The sequence below is a fragment of the Winogradskyella wandonensis genome (assembly GCF_004346845.1).
Taxonomy (GTDB): domain Bacteria; phylum Bacteroidota; class Bacteroidia; order Flavobacteriales; family Flavobacteriaceae; genus Winogradskyella; species Winogradskyella wandonensis.
Genome location: NZ_SMGI01000004.1, coordinates 182,976 through 207,817, shown reverse-complemented (window position 1 = coordinate 207,817; position 24,842 = coordinate 182,976). Strand labels below are relative to the sequence as shown.

21 protein-coding genes and 1 tRNA gene are annotated in these 24,842 nt (G+C 35.9%); 9 read left to right on the top strand and 13 right to left on the bottom strand.

Features of this window, described 5'->3' with window-relative positions; translation table 11 throughout:
• The first annotated feature begins 57 nt into the window (after positions 1-57).
• The 3 genes from DFQ05_RS11840 to DFQ05_RS11830 all read left to right on the top strand — a co-directional run bounded on the left by DFQ05_RS11840 (position 58) and on the right by DFQ05_RS11830 (position 5,820).
• Positions 58-1,626 carry a RagB/SusD family nutrient uptake outer membrane protein gene (locus DFQ05_RS11840; protein ID WP_241974262.1) on the top strand — a complete coding sequence of 523 codons (1,569 nt, stop codon included), beginning with the start codon at positions 58-60 and terminating at the stop codon, positions 1,624-1,626.
• Positions 1,627-1,647: 21 nt separating this feature from the next.
• Positions 1,648-2,823, top strand: coding sequence for a SusE domain-containing protein (locus DFQ05_RS11835; RefSeq protein WP_132705619.1), 1,176 nt, complete (start codon positions 1,648-1,650; stop codon positions 2,821-2,823).
• 87 nt (positions 2,824-2,910) lie between these two features.
• Positions 2,911-5,820 carry an alpha-amylase family glycosyl hydrolase gene (locus tag DFQ05_RS11830; RefSeq protein WP_132705618.1) on the top strand — a complete coding sequence of 970 codons (2,910 nt, stop codon included), beginning with the start codon at positions 2,911-2,913 and terminating at the stop codon, positions 5,818-5,820.
• A 168-nt stretch (positions 5,821-5,988) separates the two neighbouring features.
• On the opposite strand, the gene DFQ05_RS11825 is transcribed toward DFQ05_RS11830, so the two are convergent.
• A tRNA-Leu gene (locus DFQ05_RS11825) sits at positions 5,989-6,070 on the bottom strand.
• A 127-nt stretch (positions 6,071-6,197) separates the two neighbouring features.
• Here DFQ05_RS11825 and DFQ05_RS11820 point away from each other — a divergent pair.
• Together DFQ05_RS11820 and DFQ05_RS11815 are read left to right on the top strand one after the other, a co-directional pair.
• On the top strand, positions 6,198-7,586 hold the full coding sequence (locus DFQ05_RS11820; protein WP_132705617.1) for a dipeptidase: 1,389 nt from the start codon (positions 6,198-6,200) through the stop codon (positions 7,584-7,586).
• Positions 7,587-7,682: 96 nt separating this feature from the next.
• Positions 7,683-8,837 (top strand): DoxX family protein, encoded by a 1,155-nt coding sequence (locus DFQ05_RS11815; protein ID WP_132705616.1) that lies wholly within the window; start codon positions 7,683-7,685, stop codon positions 8,835-8,837.
• 8 nt (positions 8,838-8,845) lie between these two features.
• On the opposite strand, the gene DFQ05_RS11810 is transcribed toward DFQ05_RS11815, so the two are convergent.
• Entirely contained in the window at positions 8,846-10,018 is a 1,173-nt protein-coding gene (locus DFQ05_RS11810; protein WP_132705615.1) for a M28 family peptidase, read from the bottom strand.
• Between the two features lie 124 nt (positions 10,019-10,142).
• Between DFQ05_RS11810 and DFQ05_RS11805 the strand changes: the two genes are divergently transcribed.
• The 4 genes from DFQ05_RS11805 to DFQ05_RS11790 all read left to right on the top strand — a co-directional run bounded on the left by DFQ05_RS11805 (position 10,143) and on the right by DFQ05_RS11790 (position 14,840).
• On the top strand, positions 10,143-10,508 hold the full coding sequence (locus tag DFQ05_RS11805) for a BlaI/MecI/CopY family transcriptional regulator (RefSeq protein ID WP_132705614.1): 366 nt from the start codon (positions 10,143-10,145) through the stop codon (positions 10,506-10,508).
• 2 nt (positions 10,509-10,510) lie between these two features.
• Positions 10,511-13,111, top strand: coding sequence for a T9SS type B sorting domain-containing protein (locus tag DFQ05_RS11800; RefSeq protein ID WP_132705613.1), 2,601 nt, complete (start codon positions 10,511-10,513; stop codon positions 13,109-13,111).
• 117 nt (positions 13,112-13,228) lie between these two features.
• Entirely contained in the window at positions 13,229-14,329 is a 1,101-nt protein-coding gene (locus DFQ05_RS11795) for a DUF4407 domain-containing protein (protein ID WP_132705612.1), read from the top strand.
• 40 nt (positions 14,330-14,369) lie between these two features.
• Complete coding sequence (locus tag DFQ05_RS11790; RefSeq protein WP_132705611.1) at positions 14,370-14,840, top strand: YybH family protein; 471 nt, start codon at positions 14,370-14,372, stop codon at positions 14,838-14,840.
• Between the two features lie 139 nt (positions 14,841-14,979).
• Here DFQ05_RS11790 and DFQ05_RS11785 read toward each other — a convergent pair whose 3' ends face one another.
• The 11 genes from DFQ05_RS11785 to DFQ05_RS11735 form a co-directional block, all read right to left on the bottom strand.
• Positions 14,980-15,543 carry a PhnA domain-containing protein gene (locus DFQ05_RS11785; protein ID WP_132705610.1) on the bottom strand — a complete coding sequence of 188 codons (564 nt, stop codon included), beginning with the start codon at positions 15,541-15,543 and terminating at the stop codon, positions 14,980-14,982.
• Positions 15,544-15,596: 53 nt separating this feature from the next.
• A complete protein-coding gene (locus tag DFQ05_RS11780) occupies positions 15,597-16,844 on the bottom strand; it encodes an NAD(P)/FAD-dependent oxidoreductase (protein ID WP_132705609.1) in 1,248 nt (415 codons plus the stop codon).
• A 2-nt stretch (positions 16,845-16,846) separates the two neighbouring features.
• Positions 16,847-17,857, bottom strand: coding sequence for a 4-hydroxyproline epimerase (locus DFQ05_RS11775; protein ID WP_132705608.1), 1,011 nt, complete (start codon positions 17,855-17,857; stop codon positions 16,847-16,849).
• The gene (locus DFQ05_RS11770) at positions 17,858-19,444 is read right to left on the bottom strand and encodes an aldehyde dehydrogenase (NADP(+)) (RefSeq protein WP_132705607.1); all 1,587 of its coding nucleotides are present in this window, start codon (positions 19,442-19,444) and stop codon (positions 17,858-17,860) included. It abuts the gene before it with no gap.
• A gap of 36 nt (positions 19,445-19,480) precedes the next feature.
• A complete protein-coding gene (locus DFQ05_RS11765; RefSeq protein ID WP_132705606.1) occupies positions 19,481-20,437 on the bottom strand; it encodes a dihydrodipicolinate synthase family protein in 957 nt (318 codons plus the stop codon).
• A 95-nt stretch (positions 20,438-20,532) separates the two neighbouring features.
• Positions 20,533-20,892, bottom strand: coding sequence for an MmcQ/YjbR family DNA-binding protein (locus DFQ05_RS11760; protein WP_132705605.1), 360 nt, complete (start codon positions 20,890-20,892; stop codon positions 20,533-20,535).
• Positions 20,889-21,497 (bottom strand): DUF4230 domain-containing protein, encoded by a 609-nt coding sequence (locus DFQ05_RS11755; protein WP_132705604.1) that lies wholly within the window; start codon positions 21,495-21,497, stop codon positions 20,889-20,891. Before DFQ05_RS11755 ends, DFQ05_RS11760 begins: the two co-directional genes overlap by 4 nt.
• 65 nt (positions 21,498-21,562) lie before the next feature.
• A complete protein-coding gene (locus DFQ05_RS11750; protein ID WP_132705603.1) occupies positions 21,563-22,312 on the bottom strand; it encodes a cyclase family protein in 750 nt (249 codons plus the stop codon).
• A 2-nt stretch (positions 22,313-22,314) separates the two neighbouring features.
• On the bottom strand, positions 22,315-23,496 hold the full coding sequence (hemW, locus tag DFQ05_RS11745; RefSeq protein ID WP_132705602.1) for a radical SAM family heme chaperone HemW: 1,182 nt from the start codon (positions 23,494-23,496) through the stop codon (positions 22,315-22,317).
• An 80-nt stretch (positions 23,497-23,576) separates the two neighbouring features.
• Complete coding sequence (gene ruvC, locus DFQ05_RS11740; RefSeq protein ID WP_241974261.1) at positions 23,577-24,185, bottom strand: crossover junction endodeoxyribonuclease RuvC; 609 nt, start codon at positions 24,183-24,185, stop codon at positions 23,577-23,579.
• 3 nt (positions 24,186-24,188) lie between these two features.
• On the bottom strand, positions 24,189-24,827 hold the full coding sequence (locus DFQ05_RS11735) for an outer membrane beta-barrel protein (protein ID WP_132705601.1): 639 nt from the start codon (positions 24,825-24,827) through the stop codon (positions 24,189-24,191).
• Between the last annotated feature and the right edge of the window lie 15 nt (positions 24,828-24,842).

Genomic DNA, 24,842 nt, shown 5'->3' with positions numbered 1-24,842 from the left:
GACTAATTATAAATTGAAAATGCTATGTTAAGATTAAAATCAATTAAGACAATCTTTATGTCTTTGACCATTATTGCCTTTATGCAATCGTGTGAAAGTCGTTTAGATTTAGTCCCAGAAGACAACCGTCTTACTGCGGAAGCTGCATTTGCCACAGAAGAAGGCTACGAACAAGCTTTTGCTAAATTATATGCAGGTTTGGCTGTGACTGGGCAGAATACTACAGGGCAACCAGATATTGTCTCTGATGACGAAGGTGCCTCTGGATACATCAGATCCATATGGAAATGTCAAGAATTACCAACAGATGAAGCTATTATTGGTTGGAATGATGGTGGTATTAGAGCTTTAAACACCCAAACTTGGACAGCTGGTAATGACTTTACTAGAGCAGCTTATAATAGAACTATATTCCAAGTAACTTTGGTCAATGAGTTCTTAAGACAGACTACTCCTGAAAAATTAGACGCACGTGGTGAAACAGATGAATTTAAAGCTGTTGTAAACGGATATAGAGTGGAGGCTCGTTTCTTAAGAGCACTTGCCTACTATCATGCTATGGATTTATTTGGTAATGTTCCTTTTGTTACAGAGGACGACCCTGTTGGAAGTTTCTTACCTCCACAAATTATGCGTTCAGATTTATTCGATTTTATTGAATCTGAATTGTTAGCTATCGAATCTGAAATCCCAGCACCACGATCTAACGCATACGGAAGAGCAGACAGAGCAGCAGTTTGGATGCTTTTAGCTAAGCTATACATGAATGCCGAAGTATATACTGGAACCGCTAGATATAGTGATGTTATTACCTATGCAAATCAAATTATAGGTTCTGGATATACCATTCCTCAAATCCCATATCAATATTCTTTCTTGGCAGATAACGACCGAAACGGAGCCGAAGAAGAAGTTATTTTTACTGTGCCATTTGACGGCTTAAATATTCAGTCCTATGCAGGAACTACTTTCTTGGTTCATGCACCTGTTGGTGGAACAATGTCTCCTTCTGAATTTGGTATCAATGGAGGCTGGGGTGGTCTAAGAACTACGCCAACTTTTGTAGAACAATTTCCAGGTGAAGAAAACTCAGCCGATCAGCGAGCTTTATTTTTCACTAGTGGACAATCCAAAGAAATTGAAGACATAGGCTCATTTACTAATGGATACGCTGTAACAAAATGGAAAAACGTCGATGTAAATGGTAACCAAGGTAACGATCCATCAGGCGAGCACGCAGATATAGATTTCCCTATGTTTAGACTAGCAGACGTGTATTTAATGTATGCTGAAGCCCATCTAAGAGGTGGCGGCGGTGATATGTCTACTGCTTTAGGCTTTGTAAACGAAATAAGAGAACGCGCATATGGCGACTCAAGTGGCAATATATCAGCTTCTGATTTGACTTTAGATTTTATTCTAGACGAGCGTTCGAGAGAATTATATTGGGAAGGACATAGAAGAACCGACTTAATAAGATACGGTCGCTTCTCTACTCAAGGAACATGGGCATGGAAAGGTGGAGTTCCACAAGGTACTACAACTAGTGCATTTAGAGATTTAATGCCACTGCCAGCAAATGATTTAGGTGTTAATACCAACTTACAACAAAATCCAGGATACTAATTAACAAAACACGATTATAAAATGAAAAAATTATCAATTATAGGCCTTTTCATCTTTGCCTTATTAAATTTTAACGGCTGTAAGTCTGAAGATGACGTAGTTTTTATAGCCAATAACAATGATGAATTAGTTTTTACAAATTCATTTTTATCTGAATATTTAATTTCTTTTGCAACATCATCTAACATAGCTGAACGTTTCACATGGCAATCAGCAGATGTTGGTGTTCCAACAAATGTTGTTTATACATTGCAAAAGTCAATTACAGGTGACTTTACTGACGCAGAAAACGTTGGAACTTCTTCTGGTAACGAGATTGCACTAACAGTAGGTGATTTTGTTGCTTACGCAGTTGAAGCTGGTTCTGATGATGACCCAAACACAGATGCTCCAAATTCTGTGGATGTTTACTTTAGATTACAATCTACTGTGGGCAGTGGAGAAGCTAATTTTTCTCCTACTCAAACTATAACCATAACTTGGTTAGAAAATACAGGAGCTGATGCTGCGGTATGCGATTTAGATCAACTATGGTTAGTAGGTGCTGGAGTAACTTTTGCAAACTGGTCATGGGAAACACCTCAGCAAGCAAAATGTTCTGGTAACGGCGTATACTCAGGAAATATTGCTTTTACAAGTGATAATGACGCGAACTTTAGATTTTTTACAGCTAATGCAGATTGGGGTTCTGGACAAAACTATCCATTCTTTGCTGATGCAGGGTATACAATAGACTCTAGATTTGAAAATGCTATGGATGGCGACCAGAATTTCTTGTTTACAGGAGATTCAGGATTGTACTATTTAGTTATCGACACAGTAAACAAAACTATAACTTTAGATGCTCCTACTGCAACTGGAGAATGTGATTTAGACATCCTTTATGGTGTTGGATTTGGATTAACCGACGCAGATTGGTCTTGGGAAACTCCTGTGCAATTAGTTTGCGAAGGTAACGGTATTTACCAAGGATGGGTTAATTACCGTAACGAAGGTGATGCTAACTTTAGATTCTTTACAGCCAATGCAGATTGGGGGTCTGGATTAAACTATCCTCACTATGCTGATGCAGGATATACAATTGATCCTAAATTAACTAATGCAATGGATGGCGATAATAACTTCATGTTTATTGGAGAAACTGGCCAATATTTTACAATTATTGACACTGTAAATAAAACAATTACTCTAGAGTAATTTTAGTTTATTAAAATATAATTATGCTAAATAATTAGAATCTGAAAAGGCTATGATATCATAGCCTTTTCTTTTAAAAAAATGAAAATGAAAAAAACTTTACTATTACTAATTGGTATAATTTATACATCTGCAACAGTAAAGGCACAAACCTTTACTTGGTCTCCTGAATTTTTTGAAGAAACGGATAACAACGTTACTTTAACTGTTTCTGGATTTAATCCAATAACGGAATGGGGTGTGTCTGATATTTATTTATGGGCTTGGCATATCACCGATAATGGTACTCAAATAAACAACCCTACAGCTACAGGTACGGATTTTAGTAACTCTCCTGAAACTGCAAAATTTACAAACAATAACGACGGTACATATTCTTTTAATTTTGGTATACCAACCGATTTTTTTAACAATACCGGTATAGCAACAATAGGTTTCCTTATAAAATCTCAAGATGGAAGTAATCAAAGTGGCGATAATTTTAAAGACTTAGGACTCGGGAAAATTGTTTTTATAAATCCGACGCAAAATACCGTTATTCTTAATTCTGGTGACGATTTATTTATAGAAACAGAAATAGAATTTGAAGGAAACACCCAATTTGGAGCGACATATTCTATTTCTTATTCTGGTACAGCAAGTAACACCCCTTTAAGTGGAACTTGTGGTTTTCCTAGATGCTCCAATACAATTACTAATATAACATCTAGCGGTACTGTTACTTTTACAGGCAATCCGCCTTCTAACAACAATATCGATATAGAAGGTACCATAGAAGTAATAGTAAGTCCAACAGTTGTAGAAGAAGCATTGCCAGCAGGTTTAGTTGACGGAATTAATTATGACTCCACTGATGCAACTAAGGCGACATTAGTGCTTACAGCACCTAATAAAGATTTTGTTGAAGTCGCTGGAAGCTTTAACAATTACCAACCTCAAGCATCCGATGTTATGAAACGGGATCCTGTTACTGGTAAATATTGGTTAGAAATTACAGGACTTACTTCAGGACAAATTGAAACTTATCAATATTGGGTATACGACACCACACCTATTAGTGGCTCTCCAGTATTAGTCAAAGTAGCAGATCCTTATTCAACGCTTGTATTATCTCCATTTGACGACCCATTTATTCCTGCGTCGTCTTATCCTAATTTACCAGCTTATCCTACTGGGCAAGAACGCGAAGTAACCGTATTACAAACGGGACAAACACCTTATAATTGGGTTGTTACAAACTTTAACAAACCAAAAGAAGAAGACCTTATTGTTTACGAACTTTTAGTTAGAGATTTCGATGCTAACAGAAATTACCAAGACATAATAGACAGGATAGATTATTTCAAAAATCTTGGTGTGAATGCTATCGAATTAATGCCAGTTATGGAGTTTGAAGGCAACGAAAGTTGGGGCTACAATACAGCCTTCCATATGGCATTAGATAAGTTTTATGGCACACCAGAAAAATTTAAGGAATTAGTTGATGTTTGTCATCAAAATGGAATTGCCGTTATCTTAGATATTGCTTTTAATCATGCTTTTGGTCGTAATCCTCTCGTCCGTATGTGGATGGATGATCCAGACGGCGACGGTTGGGGTGGCCCATCAACAGAAAACCCTTACTTTAACGTTTTTCCTACGCATTCTTTTAATGTTGGTAGTGATTTTGATCATAGTAATACATTAACTAGAGATTACGTTAAGCAAGTTACTGCCTACTGGATAGAAGAATACAAAATAGATGGATACCGTTGGGATTTAACAAAAGGCTTTACACAAAACTGCGGAAATGGCACTTTTGATGGTGATTTTGGTTGTACGCAAAACTACCAGCAAGACCGAATAGACGTTTTAAAAGAATATATCGACCATCTGTGGGCAATTGACCCAGACCACTATTCAATTTTTGAGCATTTAGGTTCTGATAATGAAGAAAAAGAATGGGCAAATTACCGTCTTGATGAAGGTAAAGGTGTTATGATGTGGGGTAAAATGACTGGACCTTACAACGAGCTTACTATGGGACAGGATTTAAATAAGGATATAAGACGCATGGGACATAAAGACAGAGCTGGTTTTAATGGTCCAAGAGTTATCGGATACCCAGAAAGTCATGACGAAGAACGTTTAATGTATAACAACATTATCAACGGTAAAAATTTTGGTGGTTATAATGTCACTGACCTTAATACAGCACTTTCTAGAATGTCCGCATTAGGAGCAGTTTCTGTAATGGTGCCTGGCCCTAAAATGATTTGGCATTTTGGAGAGTTAGGTATGGAAAACTCAATATTTACTTGCACAAATGGAACAGTAAATACAGAAGGTGATGCCGCTCCTGGTGATTGTAAATTAGATACAAAGCCACAACCACAATGGACAAATAATTGGCTTTCTGATGCGTTGCGCTCTCAAATCTATAGTGATTGGGCACGCCTACATGCTCTTAAAACTACAGAAGACGTTTTTGAAGGCGATTATACTATTTTCTCGAATTCTACAGATTTTACACCTTCAATTCGTGTATTTGATAATAGTATTGCAAACACAGAACTTAATGATGTTTTTATCATCGCTAATTTCGATGTTGTATCTCAAAATATAGATCCAGTATTTACAGCTGGAGTTACGACTTGGTATGATTTAATGGACGAAACTGGAACAACAACTGTTCCTGGTTCTACGACTTCTATAACTGTACCTGCTGGACAATTTAGAATCTTTGGTAACCAATCGGTAGCTGCATTAAGCACTAATGATGTATCATTTAATACTTTTAATATTTATCCTAATCCGGCGAATACATCATTTCAAATAAACTCAAATATATCTGATGTAGAAATCTATGATTTATCAGGCAAGTTAATAAAATGGTATAAAGGTTATTTTAATAGCTCAGATTCGTTCGACATTTCTAGTTTAAAAACTGGCGTTTATATTTTAAGGGCGAAAAATGAAAGTAATCAAATAAGCACTTCAAAACTAATTAAACTTTAATGTCAAGTTCATATAGTAGAAAAAGGCTTCTCAAATGAGAAGCTTTTTTGTTTGTGCGCGTAGGGAGACTCCCTTCGACTGCGCTCAGGGTAAACTTCTCGTCTGATATGATTACAAATCTTCTAAAAAAAAAAAGAGCCAACTCTATAAGTCAGCTCTTTTTTATTGTGCGGGCGGGGAGACTCGAACTCCCACACCTCGCGGCACTAGATCCTAAGTCTAGCGTGTCTACCAATTCCACCACGCCCGCAATAAGACCGATTATGTTTAAAATCGGGATGCAAATATAAACAATGTTTTCAATAATCAAATAGCTTTAAAACAATAAATAGTCCTTTAGCTTTTCTTATTTTTGTTAGACACACAAATTATAAATTATGTCTGGTATTCAATCTTATATTTCTTCAAATAAACAACGCTTTATAGACGAGCTCATCGAGCTTTTAAAAATCCCGTCTATTAGTGCAGATTCTGCATACGAAAAGCAAACGATTCAAACTGCAGAAGTTATCAAGACCAGCCTAGAAAAAGCAGGTTGCGAGCATGTAGAAATTTGTAAAACTGATGGCTACCCAATTGTATATGGCGAAAAAATTATAAACCCTAAACTGCCAACAGTATTGGTTTACGGCCATTACGATGTGCAACCACCAGACCCATTAGATTTATGGCATTCACCTCCTTTTGAGCCTGTAATTAAAAATACAGATTTACATCCTGAAGGCGCCATTTTTGCTCGAGGTGCTTGCGATGATAAAGGCCAAATGTACATGCACGTGAAAGCCTTAGAATATATGACGTCTCATGGTGAATTGCCATGTAACGTTAAGTTTATGATTGAAGGAGAAGAAGAAGTCGGCAGTGTTAATCTATCGCATTTTGTAAAAGCAAATCGTGAAAAATTAAAGAACGATGTCATTCTCATTTCCGATACGGGAATGATTGCCAAGGACGTTCCATCTATTACAACTGGACTTCGTGGTTTAAGCTATGTAGAAGTTGAAGTTACTGGGCCAAACCGCGATTTACATTCTGGTTTGTATGGTGGCGCTGTGGCAAATCCGATTAATGTTTTAACGAAGATGATTGCCTCACTCCATGACGAAAATAATCATATTACCATTCCGGGATTTTATGATAAAGTAGAAAATCTTTCGGACGCTGAACGTGCCGAAATGGCAAAAGCGCCATTCTCTTTAGAAGACTACAAAAAAGCCTTGGACATCGATGCTGTTTATGGTGAAGAAGGCTATACTACGAATGAGCGTAACTCTATTAGACCAACTTTAGATGTTAACGGAATTTGGGGCGGCTACACTGGTGAAGGTGCAAAAACAGTCATCACTAGTAAAGCCTATGCAAAAATCTCAATGCGCTTGGTACCCAACCAAGATTGGGAAGAGATTACGGAACTATTCAAAACACACTTTGAAAGTATTGCTCCTGCAGGAGTTAGTGTAAAAGTAACTCCACATCACGGCGGTCAAGGTTATGTGACACCAATAGATAGTATCGGTTATAAAGCAGCTGCGAAAGCTTACGAGCAAACATTCGGAAAAACACCCATACCGCAACGTAGCGGAGGAAGCATACCAATTGTATCTCTATTTGAGCAAGAATTAAAAAGCAAAACTATACTAATGGGATTTGGTTTAGATAGTGATGCAATCCATTCGCCAAATGAGCATTTTGGTATTTGGAATTACTTAAAAGGTATCGAAACCATTCCTTACTTTTATAAATACTTTACAGAGTTAAAACAATAAATGCTGCTAAGTCAATCGTATAGAGAAGTTTGGTCACTGAGAAGTAAACTAGTTTTCAGGTTTATCTTCTCATACTTTCTACTCTATATTTTATTGATGTTTACCAGTAGTTTGTTTGAAACACCTTTTAAATGGATTGGTAAGTCGCTGCTTGGGTTTTCTTATAACTTTGATGTAAGTGGTTATGGCAGTGGAGATAACACCTATGCTTATATAACACTATTTGTTAATTTTGTTCTAGCAGTAATTATAACTTTTTTATGGTCAGTACTAAAACCTAACAGAAAGGAATACAATAAAGCCTTTTATTGGTTCTTAGTTGTGCTTAGAGTTTTTATAATACTAGCTATGCTATTATATGGATTTGTAAAAGTCTTTCAAATCCAGTTTCAACCGCCATCATTTGTAAAATTACTTCAGCCCTTAGGTGAGTTTTCGCCAATGGGACTAGCCTGGACGTATATGGGATATTCTAAAGGTTTTGGAATGTTTGCAGGTGTTATGGAAATACTCGGCGGAGTTTTACTAATCTGGAGACGCACATCAACACTCGGAGCTTTTATTGTCATTGGTGTGATGACTCAGGTAGCTATGATGAACTTGATGTTCGATATACCTGTTAAACTATTTTCTATTCATTTAATATTGATGGCAAGCATCATTTTTATGACAGATATTAAACGGTTTCTAGCCGTTTTTATAAAAAATAAAAGTACCGAAGCTTATGATTTTTACCATCCTGAAACTTCGAAAAGTTATCATAAAACTATTTCTATTATAAAGAAAATAACACTTCCTATTCTTCTTATTGCCGGGTGTGCATTAGGTTATTTAGGGCAGCTAAATATTAGTGACCAAAATCATAGACCTGCACTCTATGGGATTTGGGAAACTAAAACCTTTATAAAAAATAATGACACGATTCCGCCATTGACTACAGATTCTCATCGTTGGCGCTATCTATTAATTGAACGGAAAGGCAAAGCTGTTGTAAAGACTATGACCGATAAGCTGGTAAGACACACTTTTGAAACAGATACCACTGAAAATAAAATTTCTATTTACAGTCAATACAGCATCAAAGACAGTCTTAATTTTGAGTTTGATTTGCCCAAACCTAATCTTCTTAAATTATGGGGTAAAATTGAAAGTGATAGTATTTTTGTAACCTTAAAGAAAAAGGATTTAAACGAATTCCATTTACATTCGCGTGGATTTAATTGGATAAACGAACGCCCTTACAACAAATAGTATCCTACTTATTGCTTCACAAACTTATAAGTACTATCTCCTAGGCTAGATTTGATGTTTACAAAATAAACGCCGCTAGAAAAACTAGAGACATCTAATTTTGACCTATCGGAGTTCAAATTCATCTTTTTAACCAATTTCCCTTCAATATTATAGAACTCCAGTTCTAGTGTTTCAGATAAATTAGATTCTATATATAATTCTGAAACGACTGGATTAGGAAAAACTCTGAATGTATTTCGGTTAAATTCATCATTAGAAAGCACTCGTACAATATCAGCTTTTGTTGCCGTGTACGCCGCAACAAGTTTTACCATTTCATAAAAGTATGGTATATCTAATGTAGACAATCGATCTGATGACATATGGTAAAAAGGTGTTTGGTCATTAGTTTCCCAAGATTCACCAACTAGAACCGCGCCATAACCTTCATCCCAAAACGGTTTATGGTCACTGGCGGGCGTTCCTGGGTTAACGACAATGGGATTCAAGTTTGGCGCATACGTTGGTTGGAGTGCTAACAAATCGTCTTTGATTTGTACAGAAGTACCAATATTACGTAAATCGATATCAAAATTATTATCATTTGCTGTTTGGTTTTGATAACCCATCATATCCATGTTTACAACAGCAACAATATTATCGCCATTTGCACTGGCTTGTTCGGCATAAAAATTAGAACCGCGGAGTCCATTTTCCTCTTGATCCCAAAGTGCATAAACAATAGTATTCTCGGTTTCGTATTGAGATAAAATTCTTGCGATTTCTAATACTGCTGATGTTCCAGTGGCGTTATCATCTGCACAAAACGCTGCAACAGAATCGTAATGCGCACAAATGAGATAGATGTTATTTGGTGTTACTGTACCTATTTGAGTGGCTATAATATTTCTTCCAATTCCTGCACCGGCATTAAAACTTTGGTCGTTTATATTTATGTTGCTTAAAGCCTCAAAATGGTCTTTTATATACTCTGCAGCCAAATCGTTATTGCTTTGTATTCTTGTAGTTATAGTAGCCAATGTGCCATTTATTAAAGAAGACGTTTCTCCGGATAATTCGGCAACTTTTCGCTCTAAACTATCTTGTCTTATGGCATTAACAACATCTTGAACGAATTGTGCATTGGCAAATAAAGCCGAAAAAATTACGGCAAATAAAGTGATGTAAAATCGTTTCATAACAAATGATTTGGGTTCATTCTTTTCAAATATAAGAATTCAAATATGAAAAAATATTAACTCTACACTTGTAGAATTGAATTTTATTTCTACATTTGTAGAAGTTAATCTGAAAATATAGAACATGCAACTCTCAAAAACTGAAGAACAACTTATGCAATACCTCTGGAAGTTAAACAAAGCCTTTATGAAAGATTTGTTGGACAGTTATCCAGAACCAAAACCTGCAACGACTACTGTAGCCACACTTTTAAAACGTATGATTGACAAAGGTTTTGTTGACTATAACACCTTTGGGAAGTCGCGCGAATACTATCCTTTGGTTAAAAAAGAAGATTATTTCTCTAGGCATGTAAATGGGTTAATAAAGAACTTTTTTAATGACAGCGCCTCGCAATTTGCATCGTTTTTTACCACTAAAACAGACTTATCGAAGTCTGAATTAGAGGATTTAAAAAAGTTGATAGATAACGAAATTAAAAAGAAATAGCCATGGGAATCTATCTTATAAAATCAACAGCCATTCTAGCTATATTCTGGATGCTCTATGTTTTGTTTTTAGAAAAAGAAAACATGCATCGTTTTAAGCGGTTTTATTTACTAACCTCGATAGTTGCTGCATTTTGTATTCCTCTTTTAAGTATTACGCAATATGTTTATGTAGAGTCTATTAATGGTTTAAACTTTAGCAATGCCGCTATACCTTTCTCTATAAATGAGTCGTTAAAAGTTGTTGAAACACCATTTTTGACGCTAGAACACATTCTTTGGTCAGTCTATATTCTAGGTGTAGCTATATTCAGTTTAAGGTTTATTAAAAACCTGTTCAGCATTGTAAAAACCATAAACACTAACGAAAAACAAAAGCAATCGTCTATCACCTTCGTATTGCTAAAAAGTTTGATAAATCCGCATACGTTTTTCAATTTTATTTTTCTGAATAAATTGAAATTCCAGAAAAACGAAGTCCCAAAAGAAGTTCTTCTTCACGAAGAAGTGCATGCCAAACAAAAGCATAGTTTAGACATTTTGTTTATAGAGTTAATGCAGATTGTATTTTGGTTTCAGCCTTTTATTTGGCTCTATAAAAAACGTATAAAACTCAATCACGAATTTTTAGCAGACCAAGCCGTTATAGATAAAGGCTTTGAACCTGCTAATTATCAAAACACCTTATTATCCTATTCATCACATCAAGACTACAGCCTTGCAAATGCTATAGATTATTCATCCATCAAAAAACGATTTACAGTTATGAAAACACAAACATCACAAAAAAGAAAGTGGCTACTTGGCCTATTAATTCTACCCGTTTTAGGGGTTTTATTTTACGGCTTTAGCGAACGTACAATTGTTGAAGTTCCTTTACAAAATGAAATTTCAGAAAAAAATGCTTCAGTCCTTGAAAAGGAACATACAGCGCGAAGTATTAGCATAAAGGTTTTAGGCAATAACAACTATGAAGTAGATGGAATGAAGACCAAAAAAGCATCTTTGGCCTCTACAGTTAATAAATTACATCAAGATATATCAACTGAGGTACGCAATAAAATTATCAATATTCATTTGATGTTTGAAGGCGAAGAATCAAATGAAGAAGTGTGGTTTATATACAACGCTTTAAAAGATTACGGATTTCATCGTTTAGTAACTAAAAATCAAGAGGTTATTAAGAGTAAAGGAAATACACCTTTCTTGGATAATAAAAAATCCGAAAAACAACAAAAACTACCTACAGCTAAAGAAATAGCAGCTTACAATGCTTGGGCAAAAAAGATAAATGCTAAAAGCACGACATTTGCTACAGGTGAGAAACTACTTCCTCCGGTAGACGAGCAAAACTTAATAAAATATGCAGGCATTTATAATAGTATGTCTGCAGAACAAAAACAAAAGGCAGAGGAAATGCCATTTCCAGGATTTGAATACGTTAAAGGCACTGAAACTTCAATCACAAATCCTGTTTCTATATTGGTCAATGGTAAAAATTGTGATCCTTGCGAATTAACTAAGGATGATCTTGTTAATATGAAATTAACCTCAAACACTGGAAGTGAAGTAACCAGTTTTGCTATAAAATTTAAAGGCTATCCGACACAAGTTAACCAAGGCAACACATTGAATAAAAAAACCAAGGCGATTGTTTCTCAATACACTGAAAATTCACCTGCTCAAATTTTAAATATAAAGTTAAATGGAAGTAAAGAGACTTTTAGCAAATTAATTCTTTTCAAGCAACAAAACCCACCAACCGCAAAAGAAGTTACGGCTTATAACGCTTGGGCAAAAAAGATAAATACTAAAAATAAGGCGGCTGAATCAACCGGTGAATATGCAATTGTAAAGCATAAAGAAGTCCTAAAATACAAAGCTATTTACGATAGAATGACAAAGGCACAAAAAAGTAAGGCAGAAGCCTGGCCTAACTTTCCGCCTCCACCTCCGCCACCTCCTGCTCCGAAGGCCTTAAAAAATCAAAAAAGTGAAAGCAATATTCCACCACCACCTCCGCCAATAGAAGCCAAATCCTATAAAAAAGGAGATAGAAAATCGTTACAGCAAATAATTAATGAGACTCCAAAAGATGTTAAATCTGGTTATGAGGTTTTAGATAATGGAGAATCACACTTTTATAGAATTTACAAAGGCTATAAAATCTATTATAACAAAGATGGTTACATAACAGATGACAAAGGAAACGTTTTGCCACCACCACCTCCGCCACCTGCTCCAAAAAAAGCGGACAAAAGTAAAGGTGGGCCAAATGCAGATGAAATAGTTTCAGATTATAATGACTGTCTAGTAATCCCAAAATCATTTATTACAAAAAACAGAAATACCCTTAACATTAATTGTATAGAAAACCATTCAGAAAACAAATTTCAGGTTTTTAACAGATGGGGAAATCTTATTTACTCCAAAGAAAACTACAACAATAATTGGGATGGGACAGTAGAAAAATCTTTTGCACAAGATGGTAGTGACAAACCAATCTCTGGTACTTATTACTATGTATTTTCTTCGCCTAACTTAAAAAAAGAAAAAGCTGGTTTTTTAATAATTAATGCAGAAAATATAAACACTAAAAACTAAATCTATTTTTCACCATAACAAAACCTCGACATCACTCGAGGTTTTTTTATGCCTTCAAACTGTAACAAAACTAAACTTTTAGCGTTCTAATAGACAATCAATCAAAAAACAATTCAGATGCTAAAACAATTTTTTATTATCTGCTCAGGTGCAGACACCGATATACTTAAAGACTGTTCCATAGGCGAACAAAACAAATATGCAGGAATAGGCGCTACTGTTTTTTTTACGGCACTTATGGCTACTATAGCAGCGAGTTACGCGCTTTACACTGTTTTTGATACACTCTATTCAGCCATATTTTTTGGGATTATTTGGGGTTTGCTCATTTTTAATCTAGACCGTTATATCGTTTCTACCATTAAAAAACGAGATAATGTTATAGATGAAATACTTCAAGCAACACCTCGTATCTTGTTAGCTGTGATTATTGCCGTTGTTATATCTAAGCCTTTAGAATTAAAGATTTTCGAAAAAGAAATCAATCAGGTACTTCTGGAGCAAAAAAACGATTTAACCTTAGCCAATCAAAATCAGATTGCGCAACAGTTTATCCCTAAAATTACTGAATTACAAAATACTATTACTGGACTTCAAACTGAAATTGATACTAAAGAGGCGGAAGTTAATATGCTTTACGATACTTACATTTCTGAAGCTGAAGGCACAGCAGGCACGCAACTCTTGGGAAAAGGGCCCGTTTATAAAGAAAAGCGTGAAAAACATGATGCTGCACTTGCTGAATTACAACAACTAAAAACAGATAACAAAGCTAAAATAGAAGCTCTACAGACTGAGATTGCTGACCTACAAACTACACAAAGAACTAACGTTGCAGATTCGCAACCCATTATTGATAATTTTGATGGTTTAATGGCGCGTGTTAATGCGCTAGGTAAATTGCCATGGCTACCATCGTTTTTTATATTTCTGCTATTTCTAGCTATAGAAACATCACCAATTTTTGCTAAACTATTATCTCCTAAAGGCGAATTTGATTACCGCCTTCAAGACCAAGAAACTACAATTAAAACTTGGACCATGCAGAAGGTTAATGAGCGTAAACTGTTACTTAAAACAGACAATGACATTAACAATAAGGTTTATAACGACATTGCCGATGAAGAAGAGGTTATTAATTATAAGCACAAAAAAGCGCGCGAGTTGATGCAGCTACAAGCTGATGCATTTTTTAAAAATCAGAAAGAAGCGCTTTAAAATTTAGTTACTACTTTTAGGTTGAATAAAACTCAACCTTATGAAAAAGTATATTATTGCCCTAGGATTAGCACTTATAACTTACGCTTGTATTAGTGTTAGAGCAGATGTTGGCGACGTTACTGTTATCGAAGAAACAGATTACAATACAGCAAAAGCTGCTATTTTAAAAGTTATGGATGACCAACAAAATGCGTGGAACAAAGGCGACCTCGAAGGTTTTATGCAAGGGTATTGGAAAAGCGATTCACTTAAATTCTATGGCAGCAATGGACTTACCAAAGGTTGGCAAAACACGTTAGATAATTACAAACGTGGTTACCTTACAAAGGCGGAAACTGGAACGCTTAACTTTGTAATTAATGACGTCTCTAAAATTGACGGTAATAATTACTGGGTTATGGGTGAGTACCACTTAAAACGAGAGGTTGGTGATGCAGATGGTGTATTTATCATCATTTTTAAAATGATTAATGGCGAATGGAAGATTGTGGCGGATATGAGTTGTTAGAAGCCCAAAGCCCCATCTAACTTCCCCTAAGGGGAAGAATTCTCATCTTAAAAAAAACTATCGACATAATTTTGATATTAATTAGAATCAAAAGGCTAACGCTTATTACAGTTCTAGCAAGTAGGTCTAATTTCTAGCATTATAGTTTCTTTACGTACTTAGTGATTATCACAATGTGCTGTCCATCGACTTTACCTTCAATATATTCTGAATTTTCTCTGTCGAGCCTTATGTTTCTAACAGCTGTACCTTGTTTAGCAACCATACTAGAGCCTTTCACCTTTAAGTCTTTTACCAAAACCACAGAGTCGCCAGTATCTAAAACAACGCCATTGACATCACGATGAATAATCTGGTTTTCGTCAGCCTCTCCATCTCCAGCGGCTTTAGCCAATTCTAGTGTTTCATCTTCTAAATACATCATAGCCAACATATCTTCTGCCCAAGGTTGATTTACACGATTTAGCATACGCCAAGCCATAATCTTTACAGCATCGTACTCGCTCCACATACTATCGTTAAGACAGCGCCAATGGTTTGGGTCTATCTTTTCAGAATCTTCCATTTGCGCTATGCAATTATTACAGGCATAAATTACTTTTTCCTTTGCATTGGGAATATCGTAAACCGATAGATCTTCTGTTGCACTACACAACTCGCATTGATTATTGCTACGCTGTTTTAAGTCTTTTGCTGAAGTCATATAACTACTAAAAGCTTCAAAGATAATTTTAATATAATAATAAGGCGGAAATCTTAAAATTTTCTATCCGGATGAAACGCATCAATTGGCATTGAATATTTCTCTTTCATAATTATCTCAGTAACTAATTTTCCTGTGGCTGGTCCTAAACTCCAACCCATCATAGCATGGCCAGTAGCTATAGTTAAATTTTCGCATTTTGAAGATTTACCAATATATGGCAAACCGTCTGGTGAACATGGTCTTAAACCGCATTTGGCATTATCAATAGCGTCTGGACTAATAGTAATATTTGGGTAATAGGCCTTGGCTGCTTTTGCAATGGCTTTAACACGTACAGGATTTATATTATGATTTATGCCAGCAATTTCCATAGTCCCTGCGAAGCGCGTAAAACCATCCATAGGTGTTACGGCAACTTTAGCCTCACAAAGAATTGAAGGTATTGTAATTCCAGTATCTTTTTCAACATTTATTGAATAGCCTTTTCCTGCTTGAAGCGGAATTTTAATACCCAGTTTTTTAGATAGATTTTGGCTCCAGCTTCCTGCAGCCATCACAACCTCATCAGTTTCTAGCTCTTGCTTATTTGTAATAATTTTGCTTATTGAATTCGCAGTTGTCTTTATATCAACTAAGGTTTCATTTTCAAAAAACGTGACACCAACTGATTTTAAATAACTCAACATATCCCGCATAAAATTATTAGGTGTCATATGCGCATCAGAATGAAAATAAACGGCGCCTTTGATATCTAAATCTACATCTGGCTCTAGTTTTTTGACTTCTGAAACTGAAAGATTTTCAACTTTGAGACCTTCTTTTATGCCACGTTGCCCAACTTGCCATTCTTCTTCTCCGGCCTTTTCGGACTTATAGCACATTAACAATCCTTTATGGTCATAATGAAAATTAAAATCTCCCGAATCTTTTAAATCTTCATAAAGCCTTCGGCTTAATAAATTTAGGTCTTTAATTACTGGTATTGCTTTTTCAACTTTTGCTTTTGTTGAAGAGGATTTGAACGCCCATGCCCATTTTAAAAAATCGACATCAAGCCGAGGTTTTACATAAAAAGGACTTGCCGAATTAAACATCCATTTTAAGCCTTTTGTAATAATTCCTGGTTGTGCTAATGGAATAAAATGACTTGGTGTAATGTATCCGGCATTAACGTACGATGCTCCTGACGAAAAATCTGATTTATCGATTACCGTGACATTACAGCCTTCTTTTTGAAGATAATATGCAGAACATAATCCTATGATTCCACCACCAATAATAATTACTTGTTTAGACATATTTATATCACTTGAAAACCATGAGCATATGGGTCATCCTCATCATCAATAGTAATAGTATTATGCCCATAAATTTTTGCCCAACCTTGAATACTTGGTATTATTGCTTTTTTATCGCCTAGACTAGTAACCTCTTCAACACGTCCGATAAATTTACTTCCTATAAAACTTTCGTGGATAAAGGGTTCTCCAACCTTTAATTGACCTTTGGCGAAAAGTTGTGCTAAACGCGCAGATGTCCCTGTTCCGCAAGGACTTCTGTCTATGGCTTTATCGCCATAAAATACGGCATTTCTTCCATTAGAGCTTTTGTCTAAAGGTGTGCCTGTCCATAATAGATGTGAAACATCTCTAATGGTTTCATTTTCTGGATGAATAAAATAGTTAGGATACTTCTCGTTAATAAGTGGTCTGAGTTTTTGAGAAAAACCAATAATTTCGCTTGCTGTATAATCCTGAATACCTGAAAAATTTTCCTGCGGGTCTATTATCGCATAAAAATTACCACCGTAAGCCACGTCGAATTTAAGCGCACCCAAACTTGGGCAATCTACAGATAATCCTTCTGCTGCCAAATAACTTTTTACGTTCGTTAATTTTACCCAATCTACTTTTTCACCGGTTTGTTGGTATTCGATTTCTACCAGACCTGCTGGTGCTTCCATTCTTATCTTTCCTGGCGTTTTTGGCTTAATTAAACCTTCTTCAATTGAGATAGTAATAGTACCAATAGTTCCATGACCACACATTGGCAAACAACCCGAAGTTTCTATAAATAGAATGGCAAAATCATTTTCTGGATTGTGCGGTGGATATAAAATACTGCCACTCATCATGTCATGACCACGAGGCTCGAACATCAAGCCTTTACGAATCCAATCGTATTCTTCTAAAAAATGTTGACGCTTCTCACTCATTGTATCACCAACAAGCTCTGGACCTCCACTTTTAACAACTCTAACCGGATTTCCGCAGGTATGCGCATCTATACAAACAAAAGTATTTTTAGCCATTTACTCAATCTCTGCTTTAGTTTGACTATTATTTACCAATCTAGAAATACCTAAAGGATTTTCATTTTTTAATTCGTCTGGAAGTAATTCATTTGGCCAATCTTGGTAGCTAAACGGTCTTACCCATCGTTTTATAGAATGAATACCTACAGCTGTAAAACGACTGTCTGTTGAAGATGGATATGGCCCACCATGTACCATTGACGGACAAACCTCAACTCCAGTTGGAACGCCGTTATAAATGATACGTCCAACCCTATTTTGTAACGCAGAAATAACTCCTGAATATTCTGAAGCTTCGTCCGAATCTGCTATTAACGTACCTGTGAGTTGTCCTTCTAAATTAGAAATCACGGCTTCTAATTGGTCAACGTCATCACACTGTACAACCATAGAAAATGGCCCAAAAACTTCTTGATGCAATACTGGATTCTTTAAAAATGTTCCGCCATCTACTGTTACGACTGCCTGACTAGCATAATTAGGTTTTGTATCTGAATTAAGATTAGCCGTAATTGCTGTATCGGTCTGAGACATTACTTTTTCTTTTTTAGTTTGATAAGCCTCATGAATATTAGGATGCAGCATACAGGTTGGTTCTTTTTCTAATATAGCATTGGATAAACTTGACACAAAATCAGAAAGCGACTGACTTTTAATTCCAAGAATGAGACCTGGATTCGTACAAAACTGTCCAGTTCCCAAAGTGATAGAATTAGCATAAGTTTCTGCAAGTGCTTCATTTCGGTTATTAAGTGCTTCGGGCAGCATTACTACAGGGTTTATACTTCCCATTTCTGCAAAAACGGGTATAGGTTCTTCACGCTGAGCTGCTAAATCATATAAAGCTCGACCTCCTTTTATACTTCCTGTAAAACCAACTGCCTTTACCTGCGGATGTTTTACAAGTTGTGCCCCAACGTCAATACCACTGCTATTAATATTAGAAAACACCCCGTTTGGCATACCAGTGGCCTCAGCTGCTTTAATAATAGCACTTGCTACCAACTCTCCTGTTCCTGCATGCATTGGGTGCGATTTTACGATTACTGGACAGCCAGACGCCAGTGCTGCGGCTGTATCGCCACCAGCAGTTGAATAGGCTAATGGGAAATTACTTGCTCCAAAGACCACGACTGGTCCTAGAGGCACTAGTAGTTTTCGGAGGTCTGGTTTTGGCATTGGTTCTCTATTAGGCTGAGCTGTATCGATGGATGCTTCTACCCAAGAGCCTTCTTCTACCAAATCGGCAAAACTTCTTAGTTGACCGACAGTTCTTCCTCTTTCGCCTTTTGCTCTTCCTTCTGGGAGACCTGTTTCAGAACAATACGTCTTAATTAAAGTATCATCTAATGCTAAAATTTCATCAGCAATAGCTCTTAAAAACTTTGCTTTTTGCTGTCCTAAATAAGTCTTATACACTGCAAAAGCTTCTGTAGCTAATTGGGTTGCTTCATTAATTTCACTTATCGTTGCCTCGGTATAAATAGGTTCATTTTCAATATTTAATTCTGGATTAAACGTTTTATACGTTTTACTTCCTTTTGCTGATAGCTTTGAGCCTATATAGTTTTTTCCTGTAATCATATTTACTAATTTTTAATATTTGGATATTTGAAAACATCAAGATATTAAGTCCAGAACTTCAAGCCTTTCTTTTGCCAGAATATATCTAGCTCGGACATCATCAATTTGCTTTTGAGTTAATTTCTTACCAAAGGTACGCAGTCCTCCAGCAATATCGTTATGATGTATTCCCATAGCAAGCTTAAGATATTCCATCAGCAGTGGCTGAGCATCTAGATAAGATAAGGAATTTAAAGCCTGAGAAATTTTGTTTGCTTTATCCCATTCGCCGTTTGAAATATGTTCTTGCATCGTAACACTTGCTTTTGGGAAAATAACACCTACACCTGTAATTCCCCCACAAGCTCCAGCAAGTCCTGCATGCACAGTAACTGTATCTACTCCGGCCAAAATTTTTAAATCTTTGTTTTCTAACATCAACGTTTCAATAATTGAAACATCGATGGTCGATATTTTAAGCGCAGTTACCTTAGGAAGAACAGAAAGCCTTAAAAGGAGGTCTGTTGATAGCGGGTGATAACCTGCGGCATCAGGATTGTTATAAGGCATAATTGTTACACCAACATCATTTGCAGTTGCTTCAGAAAGTGCATAATACTCATACATTTCTTTATCAGAAGGAATCGCCTTCGTTTTTGGTGGCATGACCATAACGGTATCAACGCCAACTTCTGCAAGTCCTTCTACGATTTTGGCAAGTTCTTCTTTAGTTTCTGCTGCAGCACCGCTGATTAAAGGAACATTATATTCTTTAGAAACCTCAGAAAGTGCTTCCAGTAAAGACAGACGCTGTTTTGTGCTCAAGTAACTATTCTCTCCTAACGTACCTGAACCAACAAGTCCGCTCATTCTGCTACCACCATTTCCTTGAGTTTTTAAAACATCTGCTGCCTGTTTCTGTGTTGTACCAAAGTCAATCTCAAGAGCACCAGATTTTGACTCTTTTAGCCATGTAAATACTGCAGGCATTACGCCATCCCATTTAGAACTCATACTATTTGTTTTTTGAGTAGTGAAACTAAGCAATTTCTTAATTGCATTTACTTATCTTAAAAATAAGTACAGTTATGTCGAAAGACATAAGACAGCTACTGTATTCGTGTTCTATCCTTCTTTGGTAATTTCTGAACTATCAGGTCGTAAGAGTGGTCAATCAACGATGCAATTAGTTTTGTAGGCACATCATTATTTACGTAAACGGAATTCCATTGTTGCTTATGCATATGATAACCTGGCCGAACGCCGTCATATTCCGAACGAAGTTCTTGCGCATAATCTGGGTCGCACTTAAGGTTTATAAACGCATTGCCCTCTTCCCATTTTTTTAATGACGCTAAGGCAAACATTTTGTTGCAGACTTTAAACACTAGCGTATCTTCATCAAACGGAAAATGCTCAGTGACTTCCTTTTTATTCATACAATAATTTCGGAATTGCTCGATATTCATTCTAAAAGCTTTTTGTCTTCAGTTTCAATCTTTAATGCTGAATAATCCAGCTTCCAACCAATAGTTTCTACAATAGACTCTATAAGTTGAATGGCTTCTAGAGCTTCACCTCTAGCTACATTAAACAAACCACTCTCTGGTATTTTTTCTTGTATATGGGCTTTAGCTTGCACATGTAAGTCTGTTAAATCTGAAGCTTCAAATTTGTTAAACATACCGTCTTTTTTGTCATAATAATTAATGTTGGTTTCGATAGACAATACCTCTGGTTGAGGAAAGTGGGTAAGCACTACGCGTTTTGAGTTCGCATCAGCATTCATTTTAAGTTTACTTAAATCAAACCCAACATGCGCTTTAGCATTGATGACAACGAGGGCTTTTTTCTTACTAGAAATTAACTTCAAAAACTTCTCTTTTACGTCTTCGTAGTGGTAAATTTCTGCAAAATCGCCTTCGACCGTAATAAACTTACAAACGCGCTTTATCTTATCTAAAAGAATGATAGACTGTTCGTTTGTTTTCTTTTTACTTCGCCATTGTTTTATCAGTGTCACTATGCCTAGAGTGACTAAAATACTTATGATTATGATGAAAAATGTTTCCAAGATTTTTATTAAAATTGAGACCTCTCGACTACGCTCGAGGTGACAGGTTTATATTTGAAGTTAATTTACTCAATTATTTTGTACAAAACTGGACGACTTGGGGACGCATCATTTTCAAACGGAGCAATTTGAAGATTAAGCATATAAGTCCCGTCTTCTATTTTGTTTGGCACATAGATAAATTCTGTAATTGTTGCATCTAATCGGAGTTCGCCTGCTGTATTCCAAAAAGCATTGTGCCCTTTAAGTTCACCACCATCTCTTTCTCTATCTATACTTGGTAAATCTATAAGCAAATGCTTAATTCCTTTTTTTACTAATAACTTAATAGCATCTTCTGTAAAATAGACCCAATTTGTATTAGAATATTGCATGGTCTTTTTGTCTTTTATATTTGGCAATGTCCTAACAATTAAGGCGTCTAGTTTCTTATTACCAATAGCAAATTGTAATTGTTTTGCCGAAATAATGTGGTCTTTCATTAGTTTTTCTGGTGCTACACTAATGACTTCAGCTAGAAAAAAAGACGATTTAAACACTTTGGTAATCGGATACGGTTTTTCTGTAATATGCCCAACCGTTTCGGTATGTGTGCCGTGAGCATGCGGATTAAACGTAATTGTATTAAAATTAACTGAAGCGCCTTCAGCAACGCTAATTGTTTCATTATCAAAAACTTCTGCTTCAATCTTTGGAGGACCGATATACCAAGCGTTGACGTTTTTTACGCCGTGACGTATGGGGATAGAAATATCTAAGGGTTTGGATAAATCTATATTTAATTTTCTAGAATTGTATTGTATTGTTGCTATCAAGATTAATTGAGTTTAAATAATTCAGAAGAAATTCCATCACTTAAAAACATACCTTTTTTCGTGGTTTTTAAATGATTATTTTCAATATACAACAATTGTTGCTGAATAAAAATTTCAGCATTTTTCAAAAGATAGTCTTTGTAGCTTTCACCAAATTCAGTTTCAACTTTCTCGATAGAGACACCAAACATGGTTCTAAGACCCGTCATTACATACTCGTTATAACGGTCTGTTTTGGTTAAATTTTCAATCTCAATTGGCAAAACACCTTCTTCGATTGACTTAATGTATTTGCTATTATTTCTAATATTCCAACCGCGTTGTTTACCATTAAACGAATGTGCCGAAGGACCTATGCCTATGTACGGTTTACCTTGCCAATAGGCTGTATTGTTTTTACTAAAATAGCCTTCCTTGCCAAAATTTGACAACTCGTAATGCACAAAGCCTTCTGTCTCTAATTTATCTTTTAAAATATTGAATTGCTCATTAGCCAACTCATCGTCAACATCGTCAACAACGCCTTTTTTTATAAAGGATGCTAATGCCGTTTTAGGCTCTACCGTAAGTGCATAACTACTAATATGTGGAATACCAAAACTTAATGCTGTTTCTATATTTTGAAGCCATTTTTCGTTAGTTGAATTTTGAATGCCATAAATTAAATCCACTGAAATGTTATCGAAGTAGCGTGTCGCCAAGGACAAACACGCTTTTGCCTCTTCGGCGTTATGGGCGCGATTCATAAGTTTTAAATCGTCTTCAAAAAACGATTGAATGCCGATGGAAAGACGGTTAATAGGACTTTCTGAAAGCTCAATAATTTTGTCTTCAGATAAATCATCTGGATTAGCTTCTAAAGTAATCTCTGGGTTTTCGGAAATATTGTAATTATTATATACACTCTCAATCAAAAATCTTAACTCATCAATCGTCAATACAGATGGTGTACCACCTCCAAAATAGATAGTTTCGACGACCACATTTTTAAATTCATCTTTACGTAATTCAATTTCTTTGGCCAGAGCTTTAACCATATCATCACGCTTCTTAAGAGATGTGGAAAAATGAAAATCGCAATAATGACAAGCTTGCTTACAAAATGGGATATGGATGTAGATGCCAATAGCCTCTCCTAACCTCTCCGAAGGAGAGGAATGCTTACTCTTGCTTTGCTTACTCATCCGTGAACTGCTCTGCTTACTCATGTATTAATTACTTTCTCACTCTTGCGTGCTGACTCAATTCCAAAAATTATTGAAGATTAAAGCTTTTTCTTTTTGCGTAAATCTACAATTGGGTTATTCTTTTTTAAGCCTCCTTTGGAGGTTTGGAGGCTATTCTGCTTTACAAAACTCGCCCAACCCGTATAACTTTTTCCTATTTGTACACGACCTTGATTATAAAAATGGCAAACCGCCGCTGCTAAACCATCTGTAGAATCGAGATTTTTTGGTAACTCTTTTAAGTCTAGTAAACTCTGTAGCATTTTTGCAACTTGCTCCTTTGTTGCATTACCGTTACCAGTAATGGCCATCTTTATTTTTTTAGGGGAATACTCAGTAATTGGCACCTCACGAGACAAGCCTGCAGCCATCGCTACACCTTGAGCACGACCAAGTTTTAGCATACTTTGCACATTCTTTCCAAAGAAGGGTGCTTCAATTGCAATTTCATCTGGGTGATGCGTATCAATCAGTTCTACCGTTCGCTCGAAAATGAGTTTTAGCTTTAGATAATGGTCGTCGTATTTTTTGAGCTGCAATTCATTTAATTGCATAAACTCCATCTTCTTTCCCACAACTTTTATGAGTCCAAAACCCATTATGGTCGTTCCTGGGTCAATCCCTAAAATTATTTTTTCTGTCGCCATAAATTATTCGCAATAATAACAGCCACTTAAAGCAATTGACACGCCTAAAGACACATTAAAAACACTTCCGTTAAACGCTCCTAATCCATTAATTTCTGGATTGTAATCGTCTAAACTTGTAAAGCCGTAGATGTAAGATATATCGGTAAACAAATTTACTTTTCTGTTAATTGAATAATGCACCTCAAACCCTAAATTAAAATTAAGATAAGACTGCTTATTTTCATCTAAAGTACCCAATGGTGTTGCTATGGAAAAACCAGGACCAGCATGCGCCACTAATTGCATAGGTTGTGGCAAAAAAAGTAGAGATTCAGATGGATTGTATACTAGCTGAGCGTTTATTCTATTATAATTTACCTTAAACTCTTGCGAAGTATCTTCGCCTTTAAATCTATTAAACCCGTAATCTAATTTAACCCCAAATTGCCTGTTAAACATGCGCTGAATACCTAAGTTTACCGTTGGTAAATTTAAAGTCTGTGCTGGGAAACCATCTACAAATCCACCTTTGGATGGCGAATTAAGTCCCAAAGAAATTTGAGCAGACCAGGTGCTAATTTCTTTTCTTTGCGCAAACACATTGAAAGAACTTAATAAAAAGAGTAGAGCTAAGCTGTATTTTGCAAACTTAAAACGCATAGTGTAATAATTTGG

Excerpts from the sequence above, each read along its gene's own strand:
- DFQ05_RS11830 (WP_132705618.1), top strand. The coding sequence starts at position 2,911 with ATGAAAAAAACTTTACTATTACTAATTGGTATAATTTATACATCTGCA.
- DFQ05_RS11805 (WP_132705614.1), top strand. The coding sequence starts at position 10,143 with ATGCAACTCTCAAAAACTGAAGAACAACTTATGCAATACCTCTGGAAG.
- DFQ05_RS11770 (WP_132705607.1), bottom strand. The coding sequence starts at position 19,444 with ATGATTACAGGAAAAAACTATATAGGCTCAAAGCTATCAGCAAAAGGA.
- DFQ05_RS11815 (WP_132705616.1), top strand. The coding sequence starts at position 7,683 with ATGTTTACCAGTAGTTTGTTTGAAACACCTTTTAAATGGATTGGTAAG.
- DFQ05_RS11735 (WP_132705601.1), bottom strand. The coding sequence starts at position 24,827 with ATGCGTTTTAAGTTTGCAAAATACAGCTTAGCTCTACTCTTTTTATTA.
- hemW (WP_132705602.1), bottom strand. The coding sequence starts at position 23,496 with ATGAGTAAGCAAAGCAAGAGTAAGCATTCCTCTCCTTCGGAGAGGTTA.
- DFQ05_RS11810 (WP_132705615.1), bottom strand. The coding sequence starts at position 10,018 with ATGAAACGATTTTACATCACTTTATTTGCCGTAATTTTTTCGGCTTTA.
- DFQ05_RS11795 (WP_132705612.1), top strand. The coding sequence starts at position 13,229 with ATGCTAAAACAATTTTTTATTATCTGCTCAGGTGCAGACACCGATATA.
- DFQ05_RS11780 (WP_132705609.1), bottom strand. The coding sequence starts at position 16,844 with ATGTCTAAACAAGTAATTATTATTGGTGGTGGAATCATAGGATTATGT.
- DFQ05_RS11835 (WP_132705619.1), top strand. The coding sequence starts at position 1,648 with ATGAAAAAATTATCAATTATAGGCCTTTTCATCTTTGCCTTATTAAAT.
- DFQ05_RS11775 (WP_132705608.1), bottom strand. The coding sequence starts at position 17,857 with ATGGCTAAAAATACTTTTGTTTGTATAGATGCGCATACCTGCGGAAAT.
- DFQ05_RS11800 (WP_132705613.1), top strand. The coding sequence starts at position 10,511 with ATGGGAATCTATCTTATAAAATCAACAGCCATTCTAGCTATATTCTGG.
- DFQ05_RS11765 (WP_132705606.1), bottom strand. The coding sequence starts at position 20,437 with ATGAGTTCTAAATGGGATGGCGTAATGCCTGCAGTATTTACATGGCTA.
- DFQ05_RS11790 (WP_132705611.1), top strand. The coding sequence starts at position 14,370 with ATGAAAAAGTATATTATTGCCCTAGGATTAGCACTTATAACTTACGCT.
- DFQ05_RS11785 (WP_132705610.1), bottom strand. The coding sequence starts at position 15,543 with ATGACTTCAGCAAAAGACTTAAAACAGCGTAGCAATAATCAATGCGAG.
- DFQ05_RS11760 (WP_132705605.1), bottom strand. The coding sequence starts at position 20,892 with ATGAATATCGAGCAATTCCGAAATTATTGTATGAATAAAAAGGAAGTC.
- DFQ05_RS11820 (WP_132705617.1), top strand. The coding sequence starts at position 6,198 with ATGTCTGGTATTCAATCTTATATTTCTTCAAATAAACAACGCTTTATA.
- DFQ05_RS11840 (WP_241974262.1), top strand. The coding sequence starts at position 58 with ATGTCTTTGACCATTATTGCCTTTATGCAATCGTGTGAAAGTCGTTTA.
- ruvC (WP_241974261.1), bottom strand. The coding sequence starts at position 24,185 with ATGGCGACAGAAAAAATAATTTTAGGGATTGACCCAGGAACGACCATA.